The following is a 19,045-nucleotide window of genomic DNA, read 5'->3' as shown; positions in this document are numbered from 1 at the left end:
ATTATACTCCCTCAACGCATAAATACTTCACTATAACGTAATCCTGATACGTATTTATGTTAAATATCTTAGACCCCGAATATTCTATGTCCTGAAAGTTACTAGTATTATACCCCCTCCATAAGCTTATACCGACGTAATCACCGAAATTAACCAGTGAGCAGATATCCGCCTTACATTCCTTTAACAACAGTTCTACTGATTCTAGCGGGATTATAGGGGTATCTGAAGGGAAGACCAAGACCGGTATACCCACTTTTTTTACTGCCTCGTAGATGTCGTTCTCATACCCTTTCCCGGACGTTATGACTTTTGGAAAATCGGAATAAATTAACGGTGAAAAAACTGTAACAGCCAAGTAGATATCTTCAGCGAAGTTTTTAGCAGTCCTCATTACGTGGTAGTAAGAAGGATAACCGCATACTTCTACCAAGGGCTTTAGGGGTGTGAACCTAGTTCCCTTACCCCCTGCCATAATGACCGCTTTCAACCCTCACCAACTCTTCCTCAAAATCCTCAGTATATACCTTATCTTTGATTACTAATTTAGGTCCCTCGCCCTTTAACTTACCTATTACTTTTCCACCTAAACTCTTAAGCTTCTCTATGTTCTCTTCTCCTCTGGCTACGGCTATAAATGACCCGGAAGAAATAAGCTGGTATGGGTTAACTCCCATTGCTCTACTTATCTCTAACGTCTCTTCAGCTACGGGTATTTCGTAATCGACCTTTAATGTTAGACCTGAAGCTTTAGCCACCTCTAAGAGAGCCTGGTATATCCCCCCTTCAGTGGCGTCGTGCATCGCTATTACGTAGTCCTTTACCTTTATTGCCTTTTCTTGTACCGGGATCAGGTATTTAAACCCTTTAGCACTGTTAATGGTCTTTCGGCTAACACCCCTCCTTAGTAGTTCTCCCTCGAATTCGTTAGCCAAGATCCAACTGCCCTCTATCCCCGCAGTACCGAATACTAAGACGTAATCACCGCTCTGTGAATCAGAGACCTTCAGTACCCGGTCTGAAAATGAAAACGCTGTGGTAACCACGATATCCCTATTTAAGCCTTGCGTTACTTCTGTATGCCCTCCTATGACGTCGCACTTAAGTAGTCTACAAGCTTCAGATATACCGTTTAAAACGGGTCTTAACGAGTCCTCGCTCTTCAGCAATAATACGGTAGTGACCCATTTACACGGTATCCCTTTCATATTTACGTCGTTACACGCAACGGTAACCGAGAGGAACCCAGCGTCCTGCCCTGCTTCGGTAATTGGGTCGGAGTGGATAACTAAGTATTTCCCTTGGCTCTCTATATACGCATCGTCTTCCCCTACCCCGGGACAAACGACACAACTTTCGTGGGGTATCTCGTTTAAAAATGTCTCAATTGAAATTTTTCCGAAACGCATAATAATAAACATGCGTTGAAGATATTTATGGACATTATAGTCATAGAGGACTTATGGAAGGTGTATAAAAACGGAGTTGAAGCATTACGTGGTATATCACTTACAGTAAAGGAAGGGGAAGTGTTCTCATTTTTAGGGCCTAACGGTGCTGGAAAAACTACGACAATAAAGATCTTATCGTGTATACTTAAGCCCACTAGAGGTAAAGTAACAGTTGCTGGGTATAACGTACCGACCGACTGTAAGAAAATCAGGGAGATAGTCAGTGTAGTACCGCAGGAGTTTCAGGGGTTTTCGGACTTAACTGTAAAAGAAAACATAGGGTATTTCGCTAAACTCTACGGTGTTAAAGACGTAGAAGACGTAATAGAGGGCCTTGAGTTAAAGGAACACCTCGATAAGAAATTCAGGGAACTGTCCGGTGGGCTTAAAAGGAGGGTAGCAATAGCTTGTGGGATTATAGGTAACCCAAAGGTAGTCTATTTAGATGAACCAACTGTAGGGCTTGACCCTAAATCCAGAAGGAATATATGGGAGATAGTGAGGTCCCTAAGAGGTAAAGGGATTACAGTATTTTTAGCTACTCATTACTTAGATGAGGCGGAAAAACTTTCAGATCGTGTAGCCGTAATATACAGAGGGAAAATAGTTAAACTCGCTACGCCGTCTGAGATAGTCAGTGAGTTTAGGAAAGAGACATTGGAAGAAGCATATTTAGAACTAATGAGACAACTAGAGGGTGAGGGAGAATGAGGAACGTAATACCGACCGCTGTAGCCATAATTAAAGACAACTTGAGGAGCAGGGTTACCTTGGGTTTCGTTATCGTCTTCCCCCTTATCCTTGCCTTTATATTCTCGTTGCTAGGGCAAGCTTTCCAACCGCATGTATCTGTCTACGTGGCTGGGGAAGGTAGCGAAGGACTAGCGAGTTACCTGAACCAGAGTAGGCTTTTCACAGCATATGTAGGCGGTAACGTCAATTACGTAAAGCTTAACGACGTGATATTCGTCAATACCACTTCTAAAGTCATTTATTACAACCAGCTAATGGCGAATTATGTGCCGGTGCTAAAGACATACATATCTTCATATTACTTACATGAGCAAGTTCCCTTTACGGCACAGCAGACTATAACTAAGTCAACACCAGTGGCTTATGAGATATCAGGTGTAGTAGGGGTAATAGCTTTGTCTAACGGCATGTTCGGCGTAACTGGAGTCGGGAGCGGTTACTACAGGGACAAGCTAGTGGAAAGATTAGCCTCTTCCCCGATAAGGGACTACGAGTGGGTGTTAGCTTTAATGATATATGAAGTAGTAATTACAATAATTTCAACTCTAGCTATTCTGATAGTAGGGGCCTTAATGGGGTTCTTACCTGATTTTGGCCTCACCTTCTTAGCTGGCTTAATATTAGGCACCTTAATGTTTTCAGGGCTAGGTGCGGTAATACTAGGGCTTACACCGAAAGAAAAAATAGTCTTAGCAAACATAGTTGCAAACTTTCTAGTCTTACCCCTAATGTTTATTAGCAACGCTTTCTTTTCGCCCAGCATTTTCCCGTCTTTCCTCAGGTTGGTCGCCGAGTACCAGCCAGTGTCTATCCTTAACGATATCGTGAGGGACACGTTAGTCCTAGGGGAAATCCCCAACCCCGTTTATGTAGGGACCATATTCGTTTTGACTTTAGTGTTCTTAGGTGTGGGCTCTAGGCTACTAAGGCTCAGAGAGGTCTAACCAGTAAAACATAGAAAATAAGCTCTATTAACTTATAGAAAAGTCCACATTTCACGTAACCCATGGTGCCTTAGTCTTAGTCAAGAATGCCAATATACCGTTAGTGGCATCCCTAGTCAGTACTTGCTCTGAAAGGGTTTTGAAAGCGTGTTCTAGTTCTTCCTCATATTTCCAGAATATTATTTTTCTCATGTTCATTACAGATGACGGTGCCATCATTTTAATCTTACTGATAACTTTTTCTGCCTCGGTTTCTAAATTTTCAGTCACGTAGTGCACTAACCCAATTTGCTTAGCTTCTTCCGCGCTCAGTTCCTCTCCTAAGAGGGCCATCCTTATCACGTTATTTAGTCCTATTACTTCCTTACCTACTGTAACGAGTACTGGAGGGAAAACCCCTAATTTAGCCCCGGGGGCTGCGAACCTGGCGTAGGGTGACGCTATGACCACGTCTGTCACCAATAGGATTTCAAGAGAGGCCCCGTAAGCTACTCCTTCAACTAACGAAATTACTGGTTTGGTGAGATGTAAAAACGTCCTATACATCTCGAACATAGTAGAAAAGAAGCTGCTCGCATATTCCCGGTTCTCATTGGCTGCCTTCAGCTCCTTAATATCTGCCCCTGCACCGAAGTTCTTGTTTGCCCCTGTTAAGATTATAAACCTAGTGTTCTTATCTGAGTCTATTTTCCTCAATGTATCTATCATTTCGTACATAAATTCTTTATTTATAACGTTATATTTTCCACCTGTGTTGAAAGTTATTTTGGCATAATCTTTTAATTTCTCGACTAGTAGAGTATTCATCCTAGATATTACAGTTAATGAGGAAAATAAATACTTCACTGATCTATTTTGTGTAAAAAATTACTTTATTTAATTGTTTATTTTTCACCATATTTAAGTATTAATTCAAAAAGATTTGAAATGTGTATATATGTTTTATAAAACTACGTTTAAATGAGATTAAGTAAAAAATGTGAGGTAGGTTAAAATGAGTGCAGGAGATTTCTTAAGGGGACTTATTAGGGGTATCGTAGTAGGTGGATATCTAGGATTTAACTTCGTTATGGGTAAAATATCCGATCTAGTAAAGGCAATATTCCAGTTAGATAAAGACTGGGTTACAAGGATCACCATGGGGATGATTGTGCTGAGCATAATATGGGGTATTTTAGGAATAATAGACGCTTTTATGGTGAGAGTTCAGGAATTCGCGTGGGGTGTAGCACAGTTCTTACCCCTCACACCGCAAGAGTGGTACGCCTCAGTCACCCTTCACGGTATAAGAGACTTATTCGGGTTTGCTCAACAACTAATCCTGGCAGTATTCATATACTTTACCTTCAGGATGCTCTCCGTACAGCCAAGGGCTAAGTGGGTGTTTAACCTCGGCTTCGTGCTGTTTAACATATCCTTTATGTTCTTCGAAGGCCCTATAATAATAACACACCAACAAGGTTTCGACAACTACTTTAGTGCAACCGGTTGGTATTACTTAGCACCTATAGGGATCCCCGGGTATTCCCTTTATGTAGTATCGCCTTTCTGGTACATAGCGTGGTTACTACTTGACGCTGGGGTGTACTTAATGACGGGCTGGTACGTATACCACTTCTACCTCGCTTCGAAGAACAGGAATGAAAAATTGCCTATATTCCTCGTATTCGGCTTAGTAGTTGCGATCTTAATCTTAGAGAGCTATTCAGGCGAAGTAGTGACATCATTATGGGACTTTCTCGCTTTCTATAAACTTGTAGGGTATAATGTGATAGCAGACCAGATATCCTTCGTTACATTATGGCACGGAATAGTGTATGTAGCCTGGTTCCCGGCTGTAGCTTCCTTATATCTGTTAATACCTACCTTAGCTGGTAGGCCATTGTACAGTGACAAGATGGCTAGGATATCGGCAATTCTCTACTTAATATTCTCTACAGGTCCTCTGGGTATTCATCACTTGTACATGGTCAATTTACCTCCAGAAGTGAAAATATTAGTAGAAGTATTAACAGAAGGGATAGTTATACCGTCAATGATGACATTCTTTAACTTATTTGCTACGGTAAAAGGTGCGAACATAAAGTGGAATTTACTGGCTGCGTGGACTGTGCTGTCTTTCGCCGGGTCAATATACGGTGGAGTAATGGGTATATCCAACTCTATAATTGCATTTGACTCACTTGCACATGAAGGCTATTATATAGTAGCTCACTTCCATGCTATGATACTGTTCTCTATAGTCCCGGCTGGTTTTGCAGCACTATATTTAATGCTCCCAATGATGACTCAGAAAGCTTGGTACTCTGCGAAAATGGCATGGGTGCACTTCTGGGGTTACCTAGTAGGTACTATAATGGTAATTTTAGGGTTCTCAGAGTTAGGTGTTACAGGCCTAATAAGAAAGGAAGAGGTCTACCCACTGTCGCCGGCGTTCATTGACGGACAAGTCCTAGCTACGATAGGTGCAGCAGTCGCTGATATAGCTACTATAGTATGGTTAGTAAATGTAGTATTAACACTTGTTAAAGGTAGGGTAAGTTATAGTGAAGACGTGAGTTTAGGTGAGGTCACAACTTCCATAGCTATGGCTTTTAGCGGTGACTATGACGTAGTGTCTAACGGGATGATAAAGAGTGTACAGTTAGTTAAGAACGAGCTAGAAAAGGTATTACCCACGCACAGAATAACCACGCAAAAATCTTGAATTAGGAAGGTATGATTTGAAGCTTTTTTTCTCCAAAAAACCATATTTACTTTTCTTTTTGCCTAGTCCTTAACTAGTAACCACTTTTCCTATCTCCTTTAGTATTTCTTCATTCTGTGGGAACCTTTTTTCTTTATATCTAGAAAATATCAAGTTATTATTAATATATACGTCGAAGATACCGTTTTTTCCTTGCTCTAATTCGACTGAAACGTTTTCAAAGTAGCTCAATATATCTTTAGTTAAGTCCAGTGCCCTATCTAAATACCCACAAGGTCTACAATATACTATTTTAACTAGTACTTTCCCTTCCATGAAAAGGGTTTTCATTTTAACTTAAAATAGTTTGATAACGAATAATCAAGGTCTTTATTTAATTACGAATTTATTAGCCCCACCAAAGGATAGTATGTGAAATGAAAATAGCTGTAACCTATGATAAAGATTATAATTTAAAACCACTGGACGAGGCAGAAATAATAGGTATTATAGACGAGGAGAAAAAAGAAGTAGAACAGTACGAAAACCCCGGAGTGGGTAGCAAAGAGATGACAATGGATGCGATATTGAGCTTGGAACCAGACGCAATAGTTGTAGGTAAACAGTTCTTATGTCCGGGCTCATATATGATGTCGTACGGCAGGATAAAATACATCCCTACAGAATATAAGACGCTGAACGACGTACTAGACCATTTGGAGGAATTAAAGAAGAACATAAAAGAGGAACTGGAAGAAGAAATGTATGCTGAACCTTTCCACCACCATCACCACGGCCATTTCTAAGAGGGTGAAATAATACAAGAGATCCTAAATTTTTTTAAAAATAGGTTAAAAAAGAAAGATTTAGAAAGGGTAGAAAAGTGCATAGTAAGGAAGAATTTTACGCCTGAGTCCTATGAGGTCGAATTTAAGAAGCACGTTATTAATGGCCAACTTGATAATTCTGAGTGTAAAACGGTTAAACGCGAGAACGACTATACGATACTATTTTGTAATAACTCGTATGTAATAGATTACGGAAAAATTAAGTTGAAAGTAGAGCTACTAGATAATTCCCAATTAGACATAATAGAGTACAACTTAGACGTCTTGGAATACATCACCTTAGTCCAAGTCCTATCCTTATCTAACGACGGTGCAGTTCAGCTGAGGGACTTTTACATTTACGTAGAAGACCCACCTTTTCGATGATATGTTTAATCCCTTATGTGCTTTTTCACACACGTCTGTGTGGTCTCTATTAGTATTTATTGAAAAACCGCGACGGCTGGGAATTACCCTGAACGTTCACCTTGCACTCCTTCTATTTCATGCTAGATTAAGAACCCTAAACCTCAAATCAGAAAGCATGTGATTTACCAACCTAATTGGTAAAAACGAGTCGACGTAAGGGTTTTACGTAAAATATCAAGTTTTCACCATGTTGATATTAACGCGATTATTAAATTAGGGAGACCCAAAAAGTATAAATATAGGGTTACCCTAAAACTTACCCGCAATGAGCCAACAAGAAGTCCCTCGTCTGAAAAAAGGACAAGTAGATACACTAGGTGCTCTAGTTGAAGAAATAGCTGCTATGGCTCCGGCTTGCGACGTGGTAGCCTTCATAACGTCGGCCATAGCATATGCCTTCGCCCTAACACCGCTAGCGTTCTTACTAGCTACTTTAGCAATGTACCTCGAGGTCAATACACTATACCACCTAGCTAAAAAACATTCCAGTGCTGGAGGGTATTACGGGTACGTGGCAAACGCCTTCGGTCCGATCCCTGCCACAGTAGTCGGGTTACTTTACGTCCTATATCAGGTCACGAGTACGGCAGCAATCCCTACTTATATAGGTGGTGCCGTAATACCAGCGTTCCTAGATTATTACTACCACATAGTGTTGCCCGCTTGGATATGGGTGCCGTTAATATTAGTCTTTGTAATAGTCCCTATCGTCTTGGCCATCTTGGGTATCAGGCCCCAAATAAGTGTGCTAAAATTCGCCTCACTATTTGAAGTGGCGTTTTTAGCGGTAATCGGCGCTATAGTGATAGCTAAAGCTCCAGACAATACATTGGCGGTGTTCAACCCGCTTGCATGGCCACAATACGCAAGTGAATATGCTCCCTTAGGAGGCCCTGGTGGAGCCCTAGGACTTGCCATGGTATTCTCTATAACAAGCTTTATAGGCTATGGAGGTTCGGCACCGTTAGGTGAGGAAGTCAAACACCCAAGACAAATACTGAGGGCTTTGAGTTTAGGCGTGTTCATTGTAGGTGCAGTACTCACAGAGATGGCCTATGCTATTGTAGTAGGGTGGGGCGTAAATAACTTAGGTGCTTTGGCAAATAACCCTAACCCAGACGTGCAGACAATACCTGGTATAATCGTAATGGGCTTATACCTAGGGATAATAGGCTCTATGGGACTTTTCCTAGTAGCGATGAATTCTGCCTTTTCAGACGCTGTATCAATGCAGAGTAACGCAGGTAGAGTTTACTTTTCAATGGCCAGGGATAATGTGATCCCTAAATGGTTCGCCAAAATACACCCTAAGTACCACACTCCATATAGGGCACTGACATTTATAGGTGTCGCTTCCTCAATAGCCGCTATTGCTACTGCTTTTACCATGTTTGCTGTTAACGGGCTTAACCCTATCCAAGCCTTAACTACGACCACTGCTAATTCGAACGTATTACAGGCCCTCGCTGATACATTTGAATTCCTTACAACGATGGCCCTGTTCGGGATGGTACTAACACACTTCCTCTTAAATACGTCGCTCATAACACTATTCTATAGGCTAAAGGAGAGGCATAAAGATGAGCTACACGCTATATTACACATAGCTCAGCACTATGCAGCACCAATAGTGGCTACAGGGATACTCGGTTACGCACTATACGCATCAATATGGCCACCGGTATTCCCTGAGACGCCAGCTGCTATAGTATCTATAGCGTACTTGGCGTTCGCAATAGGTTACGGGCTGTACCTTAAGTTCTATAAGCCACATGTCCTGACACAAGCCGGAAAGAAAGTGAATTTATGGGTAGAGGAAGGAGAGACCAGCGCTAGGGAACAAAGGTAAAAATTTTAAATTCTGTGGCTACATTCTCCTTTTTTATATTCCTCTTCTCTCCCCTTTTCTTAAACAAATTTTAGCCCGCTTTTACTATCGCTCTTGATCACCCTGTCGATTGTAAAGAAACTGATGACCATAACAGGTAGGGCTGCGATTAATGCAGATGAGGCTAAAGCTGCCCAATTTATTGTTTCATCACCTATAGCCTGTAATGCGAAGATGGTTATTGTCTCCGCACCTTTGGGCGGGAACCCCATGTTATACGGTGTGTCGCTCAGTAACAGCGGATAGAACAGCAGGTGCCAATTAAATATGAAAGAGAGTAAGAAGGCAGAGAGTGTCGTAGTTTTGGAGAGCGGTGCAATTACTCTGGTAATTTTCCTCTTAATTCCGAATACTTCAGCAGCTTCGTCATATGCTCTGGGAAAAGAGGTAAAGAAATTAAACATTATCCACACTGCAAACGTTGCCGTGAAAACCGGTGTAGATAGTATAAGTGCCCACCATGTGTTTAACAGACCTATTTTAGAAAAGAACAAGTAGAGAGGTATTATATAAGACGTTGAAGGTAAAGAATATAGAAAAATTGAGACTAAAAGGAGCCATAATACACCCTTTCTCTCAATCTCATAGGAGGACGGTAAGGCTAAGACTATCGTTATGAGAGACGCGAGTAAGGCTACTACAACACTACTTGTTAAATATGGTACAGCTGAAGAGAAACACGTAGAAATGTATTTCAGGTCTATTGAGGTGGGTAAAAGTACCGGCGGGGACTTAAAATCATATACATTAGGCCTTAATGCTACAAGGAACATCCAATAGACCGGAAAATCTAGGAGGAATATTATAAAAGCAGAGGCGACATATAGGACGGCCTTAAAGATACTGTTAGGTATCCTAAAATTCGGTGAGGGGAATGGTGTCCTCCTGCTCTTTATAAGCATCAGAATAAGCACTGCGGGTATCACAGAGATCCCGCTTAAAATTGCGGCTACCATTTCGCCCCCTGAGAAATTGACAAACAGGAAGATCTCGTCATATACTAAAAGGGGTAAAGTCGTCGAGGCGAAACCGGGACCTCCTTGGGTGAGAACATAAGGAGTATCAAAATTACCTAGTGCTATAATAAACTGTAGTAGGAAGGACAGCAGGAAGGCTTTACTAGTCATAGGTAAAGCTATTCTAGAGTAAAACTGTGATAGGGTTAATCCGTCTACTTCCGACGCCTCTCTTACTTCTTGGGGTATGGATTTCAGTGCTGAAAGCATGATAAGAAAAGACATGGGGGTCATAGACCATATGTTCACTCCAGTTACCGCCCATATGGCGGTAGATGATAAGTAAAGCGGGTCAAACGGGACGTGAAATAGGTAAGAAAACCACCCGTAGTTACCGTATAAGCTTATGCTCCATATAAGAGCTGAAGAGGTAAAGGGAATAGTATAGGGTAGCATTATAAGGATAGAAGCTAGTCTCTTTCCTCTTTTCATAGTATCTACAAATATAGCGAGTATTGTACCTACTAACGTAGTTACTACTGCGGATACCAGAGAAAATACCAGAGTGTTGTAAATTATAGTACTTACCGGGACTAGCTTAAATACGGCTTCAGCTTCTTTTAGGTTTATTCCCACCAACGCAAATGTTACTGCAAAGGGTATAATACCGAAAGCTGTAATGTATATCAAATAAGGGAAATAATATCTCATAAAAACCTCTTATAACGTCTCAATTTAATCTTTACCTCTGAACCTACTTTGGGTCTATAACTAACAAAGACTGGGATCACATCGCCGTTTAAGTTTACATATGCCAAATATCTGTCTCCCCAGAATTCCACGTCAGTGACTTTCCCTACTAACTCCCCGTCCCCTATCTCTATGTCCTCTGCCCTTATACCTATCTTTCCCTCTAACCCTAAAACTCTGCCTGATATAATCTTCATAGGTGGGTTTCCGAAAAACGTTGCTACAAACTCATCTACCGGGTCATTATACACTTCTTCTGGGGTACCAACTTGAATTATTCTCCCATTATTCATTATTGCGACCCTATCGGCAATAGCCATAGCTTCTACATGGTCATGTGTTACGTAAATAGTAGTTATCCCGTTTTCTCGCTGAATATCCTTTATGAGTTTTCTCGCTGATACCCTTAAAGGAGCGTCTAAGTTGGAAAGCGGCTCGTCCATAAGGAACACTTTAGGTCTCTTTAAGATAGCTCTAGCCAGAGCTACCCTCTGCTGTTGCCCTCCAGAAAGTTCTGAAGGATACTTACCTAAGTATTCGTATATCCCGAGTTTTTTACTGATCTCCTCAGCCTCACTTATTGCATCCTTCTTACCTAAGGAACCTTCTAGAGGCATTATTAAGTTCTCTAAAACTGTCTTATGCGGATACAGAGCATAGTTCTGAAAGACCATACCTATATTCCTCTTTGAAGGCGGGAGTTCACTTACCTCTTCCCCGTCAATTTTTATTTTACCCCCATTTGGTCTTTCTAGACCGGAAATTAACCTCAATAAAGTAGTTTTACCTGAGCCTGAAGGTCCTAAAATTACAAAAAATTCTCCCTTTTCTACCTTTAGGGTTATACCGTCCACTGCGGGTGTCTTACTCCCCCTATATATTTTCTTTACGTCCTGTAGTTCTACGGACACTACCTAACCACCGTAGTAAGACTCCACAGCACTTACCCATTCGCTTGCAGCTGCCTGAAGCACTGAACTCGGGTTATTAGCTTGTCCGATCAAATATGAATATACTTCATTATTAAAATCAGGGATTAGTGAAGAGTAAGTCGGAGGGATATTTGGCGGGTTAGCCCATGCCTCTAGGGCAGCGTTATATGTAGCGTTTAACCACTCCCTTTGGAATGATGGTATAGAACTATTAGAAATTAGTTGTGTAAATGCCTCTTTAGACACGGGGAACTTGTCGAATTTAAGGAATGCAAGTTCCTGTACCTTGGGTGATAACAAGAACTGTAGGAACTCTAACGCAAGTTGTTTATGAAGAGAATACTTACTTATCCCCAAGAAGTCTGTCCCCGTCTCTGCATATCCTCCCGGTAAAGGTGCTAGTAAGGTCTGGTTTACTTGTGATGAGGGTAATTCAGATATCTGAGTGGTAAATAAAAACGCACCCGAGGCGTTCGAGTAGAGTTCACCTATGTTTCCGTAACAGACTTGTAGTGATGAGGGGTTGGGTTCATAGCTAACCAGTGCTTTATACGTTTCTAGGGCTTCAACTCCAGCCGTTGAATTAAAGGAAGGTAAAGGATAGGAAAGTCCAGAAGGAATGTAATTTTCAAACATTATGTTGAAGCCCGGTATCCCGTATCCGCCTTGTGATAGTGAAGAGTCTCTAATGTAGTACCATCCGAAGACTGCTGGGTATGCGTCGATTATCCCGTGAGATACGTGGTCATCTATCAGGAAACCGTACTCGGTTATGTGGTGTGAAGTCAGGAATTGATCCACGTCTATCACGTCTGTCCAATTATCCCACATAGCTGGGTTAAAGGGAACATGATATTGTTGGTAAAACTCGTTAGCTAAAGTCTGGTTATCAAATATATTGCTTTTATATGCCAATAAGTATACTGCAGTTTCGTAAGCTACTCCGATCATTTCGTTCTGGTGTGATGTTACGTTATATATTATTCCTCCGAAATCCTCTTGTGGCATTATTATATCGCTCATATTAAAGTCGGATTGGTTAAGGGTAATTAAGTAGGGAGCTACTTTTTGTGCAGACGTTGAAGTATAACCTATAATATCATATTGTGAAGAACCAGCTTCAAGGACAGTTAGTTCCTTAGTGATGTACTCACTGAAAGGGTAGGCATAGACTTTTACTGTGACTCCGGGGTGTTCTTGTGAGAAGAGCTCTCCTGCATATTGTATGAAATTAGCTGATTGACCTCTAAAAGTAACTACCGTTAAAGTAACATTAGATGTAGATGTAGGGGAAGGTGTTGTAGGTGCTGTTGAGGGATGGCTAGTCGATAAATAAACTCCTAATACTACTATTATTATTAGTACGACCACAACTACTCCTATTACTTTTCCGCTTAGACCTTTCATACGTTCTAATACAAGCCCGTTATAATAAATTTTACCTATATATGATATAAATTATGAATACTGTAAGGAGATTAAGAAAATAATTCAATTGAAAGTAATACACCGTAGCAACAATAATATAAAAAGTAATAGGGCTAATAATACTCCTTCTCCAGTGCTGGAATCTATTCATCACCCTTCGTTGCCTTTCTCTTTTCGAGCCTATTCCCACTCTTGTCACAAAGATTATATACCTTGGCTAGTTAATTCATAGAGTGAGATTCATGAGAACTCGGTATGCGGTCATACTGGGTATATTAAGCGGGTTAGTTAGTTTCTTCCTGTTTACGTTCTTAGACTTCTACGCGTTTATGAGCGGTCCTTCGTGGTGGTTCAATCCAGTGGACGAGTACATATTACCAATAATTGTAGGACTAGTGATTGCAAACTTGGTATCTAACAAGTTTAATATGATGTTGAGAATATACCTTAATTTAATATCCGGTGTGGTGTCTTATGTAGGTTCTTACGCTATAGTATCTATATTAATATTTATACATCAACTTTTAATTTAGATTTTTAGAAAATAACGGTGCTGATTTGTGAAGATCGGTGTAGGGCCTGAAAAGTGATGATAATAAACAGTTACATATAAAATAAATGATAAATATAAGGCTTCATTAGATCGCCTTAATGATGACTTTGCCGAGTTCGGAATCTGTGAAGAGTATAAAGTTTACTGAATACATTTGCGAGTGAGATGATAGTGTCGTAATTAGGCTATTTATATTTGTATAAAGAGTACTGGTTATGGGTAGGAACGGTAATAAGGCAAGATTTAACATGTCCCTCTTATGGTAGTCATCAGGCTGTCAAGTGTGGTTAGGTAGGCAGAAGTTTTATGTAGGGGTTATTGTAGTAAGTACCCTGCAAACGCAATCTATCACCGCTCCAAGAAGGCTCTACACGCTTCGCCTCTAACAGACCTGGGTTTGCAACCGTGGGAGTTGAGGGAGGAGGCTTTAAGAATTCACGCTATTCGTATGATTGTAATTCTGGAGTGCTTAACGTGCCTTCGGGTACTATTTTAATTCGGGTAAAGCGTTATGGTGGGCAGGAGTAGGAGGAGGCCGTGGACTTGTGGGAAAAAGGCTCGGTCAATGGTAAAAGTCGTTACTGTTGGTGAGGTGCGGAAGTGCTTGTACAGAAATGCTAGGGCTTTCCTACAAGTGGGTCTTCACTTGTCACGTGTGAACGAGCCTCGGGTTTTACCTAATTTACTCTGTGGGTGGTAGGGATGAGAATACTTTTCGTGAGGTTCACTCGCCAGACGACGGTAGGTTAGTGATGATTGCAACGTTTACCTCCGGTTAAAAAACCACACGAGTCTTACCGGTTAACCCCCAACGGGTCACTTAGGGATAGGCTAGTAAAGAGGGGGATGAAGGCTGTTAACAGGAGTTTAAATATGGTGGAGTATTCCATAGTGCTGGTCTTGTGGGAGAGAAGGCTAGTCCCAGAATTTTTAGCTTAATGACGACACTATCACTATACTCACTTTTTCATAGTTTAACGGAATTCCCTCTAAAAAATTTAAGTATCTAAACGTTTGGCATTATTCCCTTAAAACTACCTTAAAAATAATAATTTCTATTATATTATACAAATTTTATTCATTCTATAAAAACATATATTCAATCTCTTTAATATCTCTCTTCCTAGTAAATTCATTTCTATATAAGGAGATGACTCGATAAATGCATTTATATTTAAACTATTGATGATGATGTTTGCCTTGGCAATATAGACCTCAATGTTACCCATGATACTCCTATATTTTCTAGTAACAGGAAGTTCTAAGGAGTTAAGCTTACTGTATGTTTCGTAGTTTAATAGTAACCAACCCGAAAACCCAGTATCAGCTAACACGTCTACTTCAGCAGAGTTTTCGTTTTTTGCGTCAGTTAATTTTACGTGAAGTATTGGTTTTTCATTTATATCAAAACACTCCAGTGAGTTCACCCTCTCCAGTTAGCCACTTTTTACTTAATGCATAACACTTCTTATATTTCCTAGCCTCTTTAATCATTTCTTCTTCACTCTCAAAACCGCCTATGAAATCACCGTCACAAAATAAAGCGTACTTTCCATCATTTACCGCGTCCCAAAACTGCTTACTCTTTATTACCATGAGCCTATCCACATCTTTATTAACTAGCCAGAGTTTTATTGCCTCATTTATTGCCTCACTTACTGAAATACCCTCAATTGACGCCTTAGCCTTTAACATTCTGTAAAGCCTTTCATCAACGTCTTTTATAAGTACTTTCATCAGGTTAAACTAGTTAAACCAGTTAAAATACTTAATTAGCACTGGGATCTTCACAAGGTGACATCTTAGCAAAACAGACGTTAGTTAAAATAGATAGTAAGGTTTAAGACTAAATAAGGTACGATTAACCTTACTAAGTTATGTAGATATAGACCTAATAAAAAAGGAGGATATGTTCTTTATTATGGTCATGTTTATTATATAGTATCACTTAAGAATGGCTTATTGAAGGACTCCCTACTGATGATGGGCTCTGCTTACGAGGTTTGGGAGTGATAAATACGGGTGGGAGGTCGTGGTGTTCCCCTCGACTAGCCCCCAATGAGCTAAGGGTGACAGTGTATGATCCCTTAGGAAGTGTGCCGTAGCGGAATTAAAAGTAATCAAAAATAAGTATAAGTTACGTCACGGGTAAACACTAACTATATATGAAACTTAATTCTGAAATATCCTGACAGTTACAAACTATCTTTTGCAAATTACAGTACCGTCTACACTGGTTATTTCATTACACTCAATCCTAGTAACTCCTAAGATCTTCTCTAATTCTTTCCTCAGATTTTGTTCTATGTAAAGCACTCTAAATGCAGTAACAAAAGACCATAATTCTCTAGCCTCGGTAATGACTAAATTAGGCCTCAGTTTTAAAGCTTCATTTAACTTGTCCTCGAAGTCCTTCTTTGACGCTATGACCCTATACTCTTTGTAGACAACATCTCCGCTGATCCCACAAATATCTATACCGTCTACGTACACAGTTAAAAACCCGTTAGATGAGAGTATGAACGAAGTGTCATCCCTCTCTAGGTGCAGGGGGTATTTTATGAGGTAGTGGTTCCACCTTTCGCGCTTTCTCCCTCTAGTCTTCATTGAAATAATAGATGAGATACTGAATGACGAGAGGACGTCCTGCGACTGTATTGTAATAAAGTCGGGGTCCCTGAATATCATAGAGCCTTTACACTCAGTAGTCACTATTTCTCCATTACATATGTAAGAGTACTCAGGGAGCGGGGGGACTATAATTTCCTCTACTCTTTTTGTTTTTAACTTCACATTAATATATAATAAATTACCTAATTAAAGTAGTTTACTATTTTTACTATTATATTATTGATAGGATAGAAAAACTTTTACTTTAATCATATAAACCTTTTAAACAAGTCCCGAGACTTTATACTGAATAAATATGGTCACAAATAACAAAATGTTTTATATAATTGCCCTAATCGTTCTCTTGATAGATATAATAATATACTCCATATACCCGGTGTTTAACAGTGCAGCACAGACAGTAGGCGGTCTAACTATATTCTACTTTTACCAAATAGTGTTGCTTGTGGTATCATCAGTCATGTTTGTAGCTGTAAGCCTAGCATTTAAGAAGAGGTGAGGACAATGGCACAAGGCCTAAATATAGATTATGTTACATTAGCTACGTTCCTAGCCTTATTTGCAGTCTTTGCCTTCTTAGGATTTTACGGCGCGAAATGGAGGAAGGGAGACTTATCGAAGCTCGACGAATGGGGCCTAGGCGGGAGGAGATTGGGGTGGCTGGTAGTATGGTTTTTGTTAGGCGCTGACTTGTTTACAGCTTATACTTTTATAGCAGTCCCTTCAGCCTTCTTAGCTAAGGGAGCGATATACTGGTTCGCAGTCCCCTACGTAGCCTGGGGCTTCGGCGTAGCCCTCCTAACTATGCCGAGGCTTTGGACTGTAGCTAAGAATAAGGGTTACGTGACAGCTTCAGACTTTGTAAAAGGGAGGTTTAATAACAGAGCGTTGGCTATTGCCGTAGCACTAACCGGGGTAGTAGCTGAGCTGCCTTATATAGCGTTACAAATAGTGGGTATGGAGGCTGTCCTTGCTGTATTACTGATAGGACTGGGGGTGTCACCGCATGCTACTGTAATGGGCCTATCCGTTACCGACATATCCTTAATTTTGGCGTTTATTGTCCTCGCTGCATTTACTATAACCAGCGGGTTAAGGGGGGCCGCATTATCAGGGATTTTTAAGGACGTATTGGTGTGGATTACGGTAATCGCTGTAGCTCTATATATTCCTTTAATTCACGGTGGTTACGGTGCAGCTTTAAGTGCTGCCCAGACTTACTTTTCACATCCTCCGGCTGATTTCAACAAAGTCGTGGCTCTGAAGTCACCCCTAGGGTATACTGTATTGCCATCTCAGTTATATGCTGCATACTTCTCTCTCGCCTTGGGTAGTGCTTTCGCCCTTTACCTTTACCCGCACGCAATTAACGGTTCCCTCTCTTCCGAAGATAAAGAGAAACTAAAGCTGAGTACGTCCCTGATGCCCATTTACGGGATAGGCCTAGCACTTATTACTTTATTCGGTATCCTAGTTTATTTAGTCCCGGCAGCATTAAACCTGGTGATAACGACAAGGAACGGGTCCCTTGTAGTCCCGGCTTTAGTTGCTGCTTCCATGCCTGACTGGTTTGTAGGCCTTGCATTCTTAGCGATATTCATAGGCGGTCTGGTACCCGCAGCTATTATGGCTATAGGTGTTGCAAACCTATTGACTAGGAACGTAATCGGTGAGTTTACTAAACTGTCACCAACTAGTGAAGCTAAACTCGCTAAGATCCTCTCCACTGTATTTAAGTTCGTGGCCCTAGCGTTTGTATTTGTGGTACCTCCTACTTACGCAATCCAGTTACAGTTATTAGGTGGGATATTAATTTCGCAGACCCTCCCTGCTGTATTCATTGGGCTATTTACGGACAAGCTTGAGGGCAATTCCACTTTAGCAGGTTGGGCTGTAGGGATGGGAAGCGGGATATACCTTACTCTATTGGCTAACCACTTCAGTGCACTAACAACATCATTTTTCTCGACACCATTAGGTCTAATATATATAGCCCTTATAGCCTTAGGGTTGAACTTAGCGGTGACTGTAGTAGGTACCCTCATAGCAAGGGCATTAGGCTGGAGACCCACTTCAGCTATAACAGCTCAGGACTTAGAGGTAGAGGCCCCTAGCCCTGCTACTAAACAAAAATAATAGAAGAAATAGGAATTTTTTATTTTTTCTCCTTTTTAGAAGTTTTTTCTAAAGTAAACGAGTTAAGAGACAAGGAAGCTCCTTAGTGGGGATTTAGGTCTAAACGCGTGGACCGTTCTCAAATATCTATCAAATTTAAAAAAACGAAGCAAAAATTATTTTTCTCACTAACTCACTAAAAGACTTACAAATATAAAAGGCAGAGGCGATCCAGATCTCTTTTGCAATTTCTGTTTGTCTTTTTATAGTTAGATAATAACTATAAACCTCACTTAATGATGTTGATACATAGTGCGTGTAAAAGTGTAAGACAAAGAATTAATAACTTAGTTTACCCAGAATGATTTCATGTATACTGTATTATTTGTCCATGAATTATACTAGATAGAGAAAACTACGATTCGCAACGGAGACGTCAAAGAGCCCCTTTCTTCGTAAAGGTAAAATTAGCAAAAGTTAATAAATAATCTAAACTAATTGTTGGTAGTTCCCTTGATACACTACGGCTAGAAATGGCCTATTGCTGTAAAAAAACTTATAAATCGTTTTCACACTATACTAATAATGTCAGAGGCATAAGAAGACCCGCCGTAGCTCAGCCCGGTTCTAGAGCGCCCGGCTGTAGGTGAGGGACTAGCTGATACCGGGTGGTCCGGGGTTCAAGTCCCCGCGGCGGGACTA

Annotated in this window: 19 protein-coding genes, 1 tRNA gene and 2 pseudogenes; 12 read left to right on the top strand and 10 right to left on the bottom strand. The window is 40.6% G+C overall.

Annotation, left to right across the window (positions count from 1 at the left end):
- Position 1 precedes the first annotated feature (1 nt).
- The gene (locus KN1_RS01320; protein ID WP_221288983.1) at positions 2-490 is read right to left on the bottom strand and encodes an NTP transferase domain-containing protein; all 489 of its coding nucleotides are present in this window, start codon (positions 488-490) and stop codon (positions 2-4) included.
- Positions 462-1,409: an AIR synthase family protein gene (locus KN1_RS01315; protein ID WP_221288980.1), complete on the bottom strand. Its 948-nt coding sequence runs from the start codon at positions 1,407-1,409 to the stop codon at positions 462-464. Before KN1_RS01315 ends, KN1_RS01320 begins: the two co-directional genes overlap by 29 nt.
- 27 nt (positions 1,410-1,436) lie before the next feature.
- On the opposite strand from KN1_RS01315, the gene KN1_RS01310 reads away from it, so the two are divergent.
- Together KN1_RS01310 and KN1_RS01305 are read left to right on the top strand one after the other, a co-directional pair.
- On the top strand, positions 1,437-2,162 hold the full coding sequence (locus KN1_RS01310; RefSeq protein ID WP_221288977.1) for an ABC transporter ATP-binding protein: 726 nt from the start codon (positions 1,437-1,439) through the stop codon (positions 2,160-2,162).
- Entirely contained in the window at positions 2,159-3,148 is a 990-nt protein-coding gene (locus KN1_RS01305) for an ABC transporter permease (protein ID WP_221288974.1), read from the top strand. Before KN1_RS01310 ends, KN1_RS01305 begins: the two co-directional genes overlap by 4 nt.
- A 51-nt stretch (positions 3,149-3,199) precedes the next feature.
- Here KN1_RS01305 and KN1_RS01300 read toward each other — a convergent pair whose 3' ends face one another.
- Entirely contained in the window at positions 3,200-3,955 is a 756-nt protein-coding gene (locus KN1_RS01300; protein WP_221288972.1) for an enoyl-CoA hydratase/isomerase family protein, read from the bottom strand.
- Between the two features lie 187 nt (positions 3,956-4,142).
- Here KN1_RS01300 and KN1_RS01295 point away from each other — a divergent pair, with 187 nt between their 5' ends.
- Positions 4,143-5,855 carry a cbb3-type cytochrome c oxidase subunit I gene (locus KN1_RS01295; RefSeq protein ID WP_225905751.1) on the top strand — a complete coding sequence of 571 codons (1,713 nt, stop codon included), beginning with the start codon at positions 4,143-4,145 and terminating at the stop codon, positions 5,853-5,855.
- A gap of 69 nt (positions 5,856-5,924) precedes the next feature.
- On the opposite strand, the gene KN1_RS01290 is transcribed toward KN1_RS01295, so the two are convergent.
- Positions 5,925-6,170, bottom strand: a complete 246-nt coding sequence (locus KN1_RS01290) for an Rdx family protein (protein WP_221288971.1) — start codon at positions 6,168-6,170, stop codon at positions 5,925-5,927.
- Positions 6,171-6,271: 101 nt separating this feature from the next.
- Between KN1_RS01290 and KN1_RS01285 the strand changes: the two genes are divergently transcribed.
- The 3 genes from KN1_RS01285 to KN1_RS01275 all read left to right on the top strand — a co-directional run bounded on the left by KN1_RS01285 (position 6,272) and on the right by KN1_RS01275 (position 8,939).
- Entirely contained in the window at positions 6,272-6,640 is a 369-nt protein-coding gene (locus KN1_RS01285; protein WP_221288969.1) for a hypothetical protein, read from the top strand.
- 246 nt (positions 6,641-6,886) lie between these two features.
- Complete coding sequence (locus KN1_RS01280; RefSeq protein WP_221288968.1) at positions 6,887-7,048, top strand: hypothetical protein; 162 nt, start codon at positions 6,887-6,889, stop codon at positions 7,046-7,048.
- Between the two features lie 307 nt (positions 7,049-7,355).
- The gene (locus tag KN1_RS01275; protein ID WP_221288967.1) at positions 7,356-8,939 is read left to right on the top strand and encodes an APC family permease; all 1,584 of its coding nucleotides are present in this window, start codon (positions 7,356-7,358) and stop codon (positions 8,937-8,939) included.
- A 59-nt stretch (positions 8,940-8,998) separates the two neighbouring features.
- On the opposite strand, the gene KN1_RS01270 is transcribed toward KN1_RS01275, so the two are convergent.
- The 3 genes from KN1_RS01270 to KN1_RS01260 are packed head-to-tail and all read right to left on the bottom strand — an operon-like array spanning position 8,999 to position 13,023.
- Entirely contained in the window at positions 8,999-10,645 is a 1,647-nt protein-coding gene (locus tag KN1_RS01270) for an ABC transporter permease (protein ID WP_221288964.1), read from the bottom strand.
- Positions 10,642-11,595 (bottom strand): ABC transporter ATP-binding protein, encoded by a 954-nt coding sequence (locus tag KN1_RS01265; RefSeq protein WP_221288962.1) that lies wholly within the window; start codon positions 11,593-11,595, stop codon positions 10,642-10,644. The genes KN1_RS01270 and KN1_RS01265 overlap by 4 nt, the downstream gene beginning before the upstream one ends.
- 3 nt (positions 11,596-11,598) lie before the next feature.
- Positions 11,599-13,023: an ABC transporter substrate-binding protein gene (locus tag KN1_RS01260; protein WP_221288960.1), complete on the bottom strand. Its 1,425-nt coding sequence runs from the start codon at positions 13,021-13,023 to the stop codon at positions 11,599-11,601.
- Positions 13,024-13,286: 263 nt separating this feature from the next.
- Here KN1_RS01260 and KN1_RS01255 point away from each other — a divergent pair, with 263 nt between their 5' ends.
- Together KN1_RS01255 and KN1_RS01250 are read left to right on the top strand one after the other, a co-directional pair.
- A complete protein-coding gene (locus KN1_RS01255) occupies positions 13,287-13,577 on the top strand; it encodes a hypothetical protein (RefSeq protein ID WP_221288956.1) in 291 nt (96 codons plus the stop codon).
- A 215-nt stretch (positions 13,578-13,792) separates the two neighbouring features.
- Positions 13,793-14,536: pseudogene (locus KN1_RS01250) on the top strand (IS1 family transposase).
- Positions 14,537-14,655: 119 nt separating this feature from the next.
- On the opposite strand, the gene KN1_RS01245 reads toward KN1_RS01250, so the two are convergent.
- Both KN1_RS01245 and KN1_RS01240 read right to left on the bottom strand, forming a co-directional pair.
- On the bottom strand, positions 14,656-15,024 hold the full coding sequence (locus KN1_RS01245) for a clan AA aspartic protease (RefSeq protein ID WP_221288953.1): 369 nt from the start codon (positions 15,022-15,024) through the stop codon (positions 14,656-14,658).
- Positions 15,002-15,334: a hypothetical protein gene (locus KN1_RS01240; RefSeq protein ID WP_221288950.1), complete on the bottom strand. Its 333-nt coding sequence runs from the start codon at positions 15,332-15,334 to the stop codon at positions 15,002-15,004. The genes KN1_RS01245 and KN1_RS01240 overlap by 23 nt, the downstream gene beginning before the upstream one ends.
- Before the next feature lie 224 nt (positions 15,335-15,558).
- On the opposite strand from KN1_RS01240, the pseudogene KN1_RS14645 reads away from it, so the two are divergent.
- Positions 15,559-15,749: pseudogene (locus tag KN1_RS14645) on the top strand (hypothetical protein).
- Between the two features lie 50 nt (positions 15,750-15,799).
- Here KN1_RS14645 and KN1_RS01235 read toward each other — a convergent pair.
- Positions 15,800-16,390 carry a hypothetical protein gene (locus KN1_RS01235; RefSeq protein WP_221288948.1) on the bottom strand — a complete coding sequence of 197 codons (591 nt, stop codon included), beginning with the start codon at positions 16,388-16,390 and terminating at the stop codon, positions 15,800-15,802.
- A gap of 133 nt (positions 16,391-16,523) precedes the next feature.
- Between KN1_RS01235 and KN1_RS01230 the strand changes: the two genes are divergently transcribed.
- The 3 genes from KN1_RS01230 (at position 16,524) to KN1_RS01220 (ending at position 19,042) form a co-directional block, all read left to right on the top strand.
- Positions 16,524-16,727: a hypothetical protein gene (locus KN1_RS01230; RefSeq protein ID WP_225905750.1), complete on the top strand. Its 204-nt coding sequence runs from the start codon at positions 16,524-16,526 to the stop codon at positions 16,725-16,727.
- A 5-nt stretch (positions 16,728-16,732) separates the two neighbouring features.
- The gene (locus KN1_RS01225; RefSeq protein ID WP_221288945.1) at positions 16,733-18,364 is read left to right on the top strand and encodes a sodium:solute symporter family protein; all 1,632 of its coding nucleotides are present in this window, start codon (positions 16,733-16,735) and stop codon (positions 18,362-18,364) included.
- A 584-nt stretch (positions 18,365-18,948) separates the two neighbouring features.
- Positions 18,949-19,042 (top strand) — tRNA-Tyr (locus tag KN1_RS01220).
- The last annotated feature ends 3 nt before the right edge of the window (positions 19,043-19,045 follow it).

Origin of the sequence: Stygiolobus caldivivus, from assembly GCF_019704315.1 — an archaeon.
Lineage (GTDB): Archaea > Thermoproteota > Thermoprotei_A > Sulfolobales > Sulfolobaceae > Stygiolobus > Stygiolobus caldivivus.
Note: the sequence above shows the minus strand (reverse complement) of the source record. Positions and strands in the feature narration are given on the sequence as shown.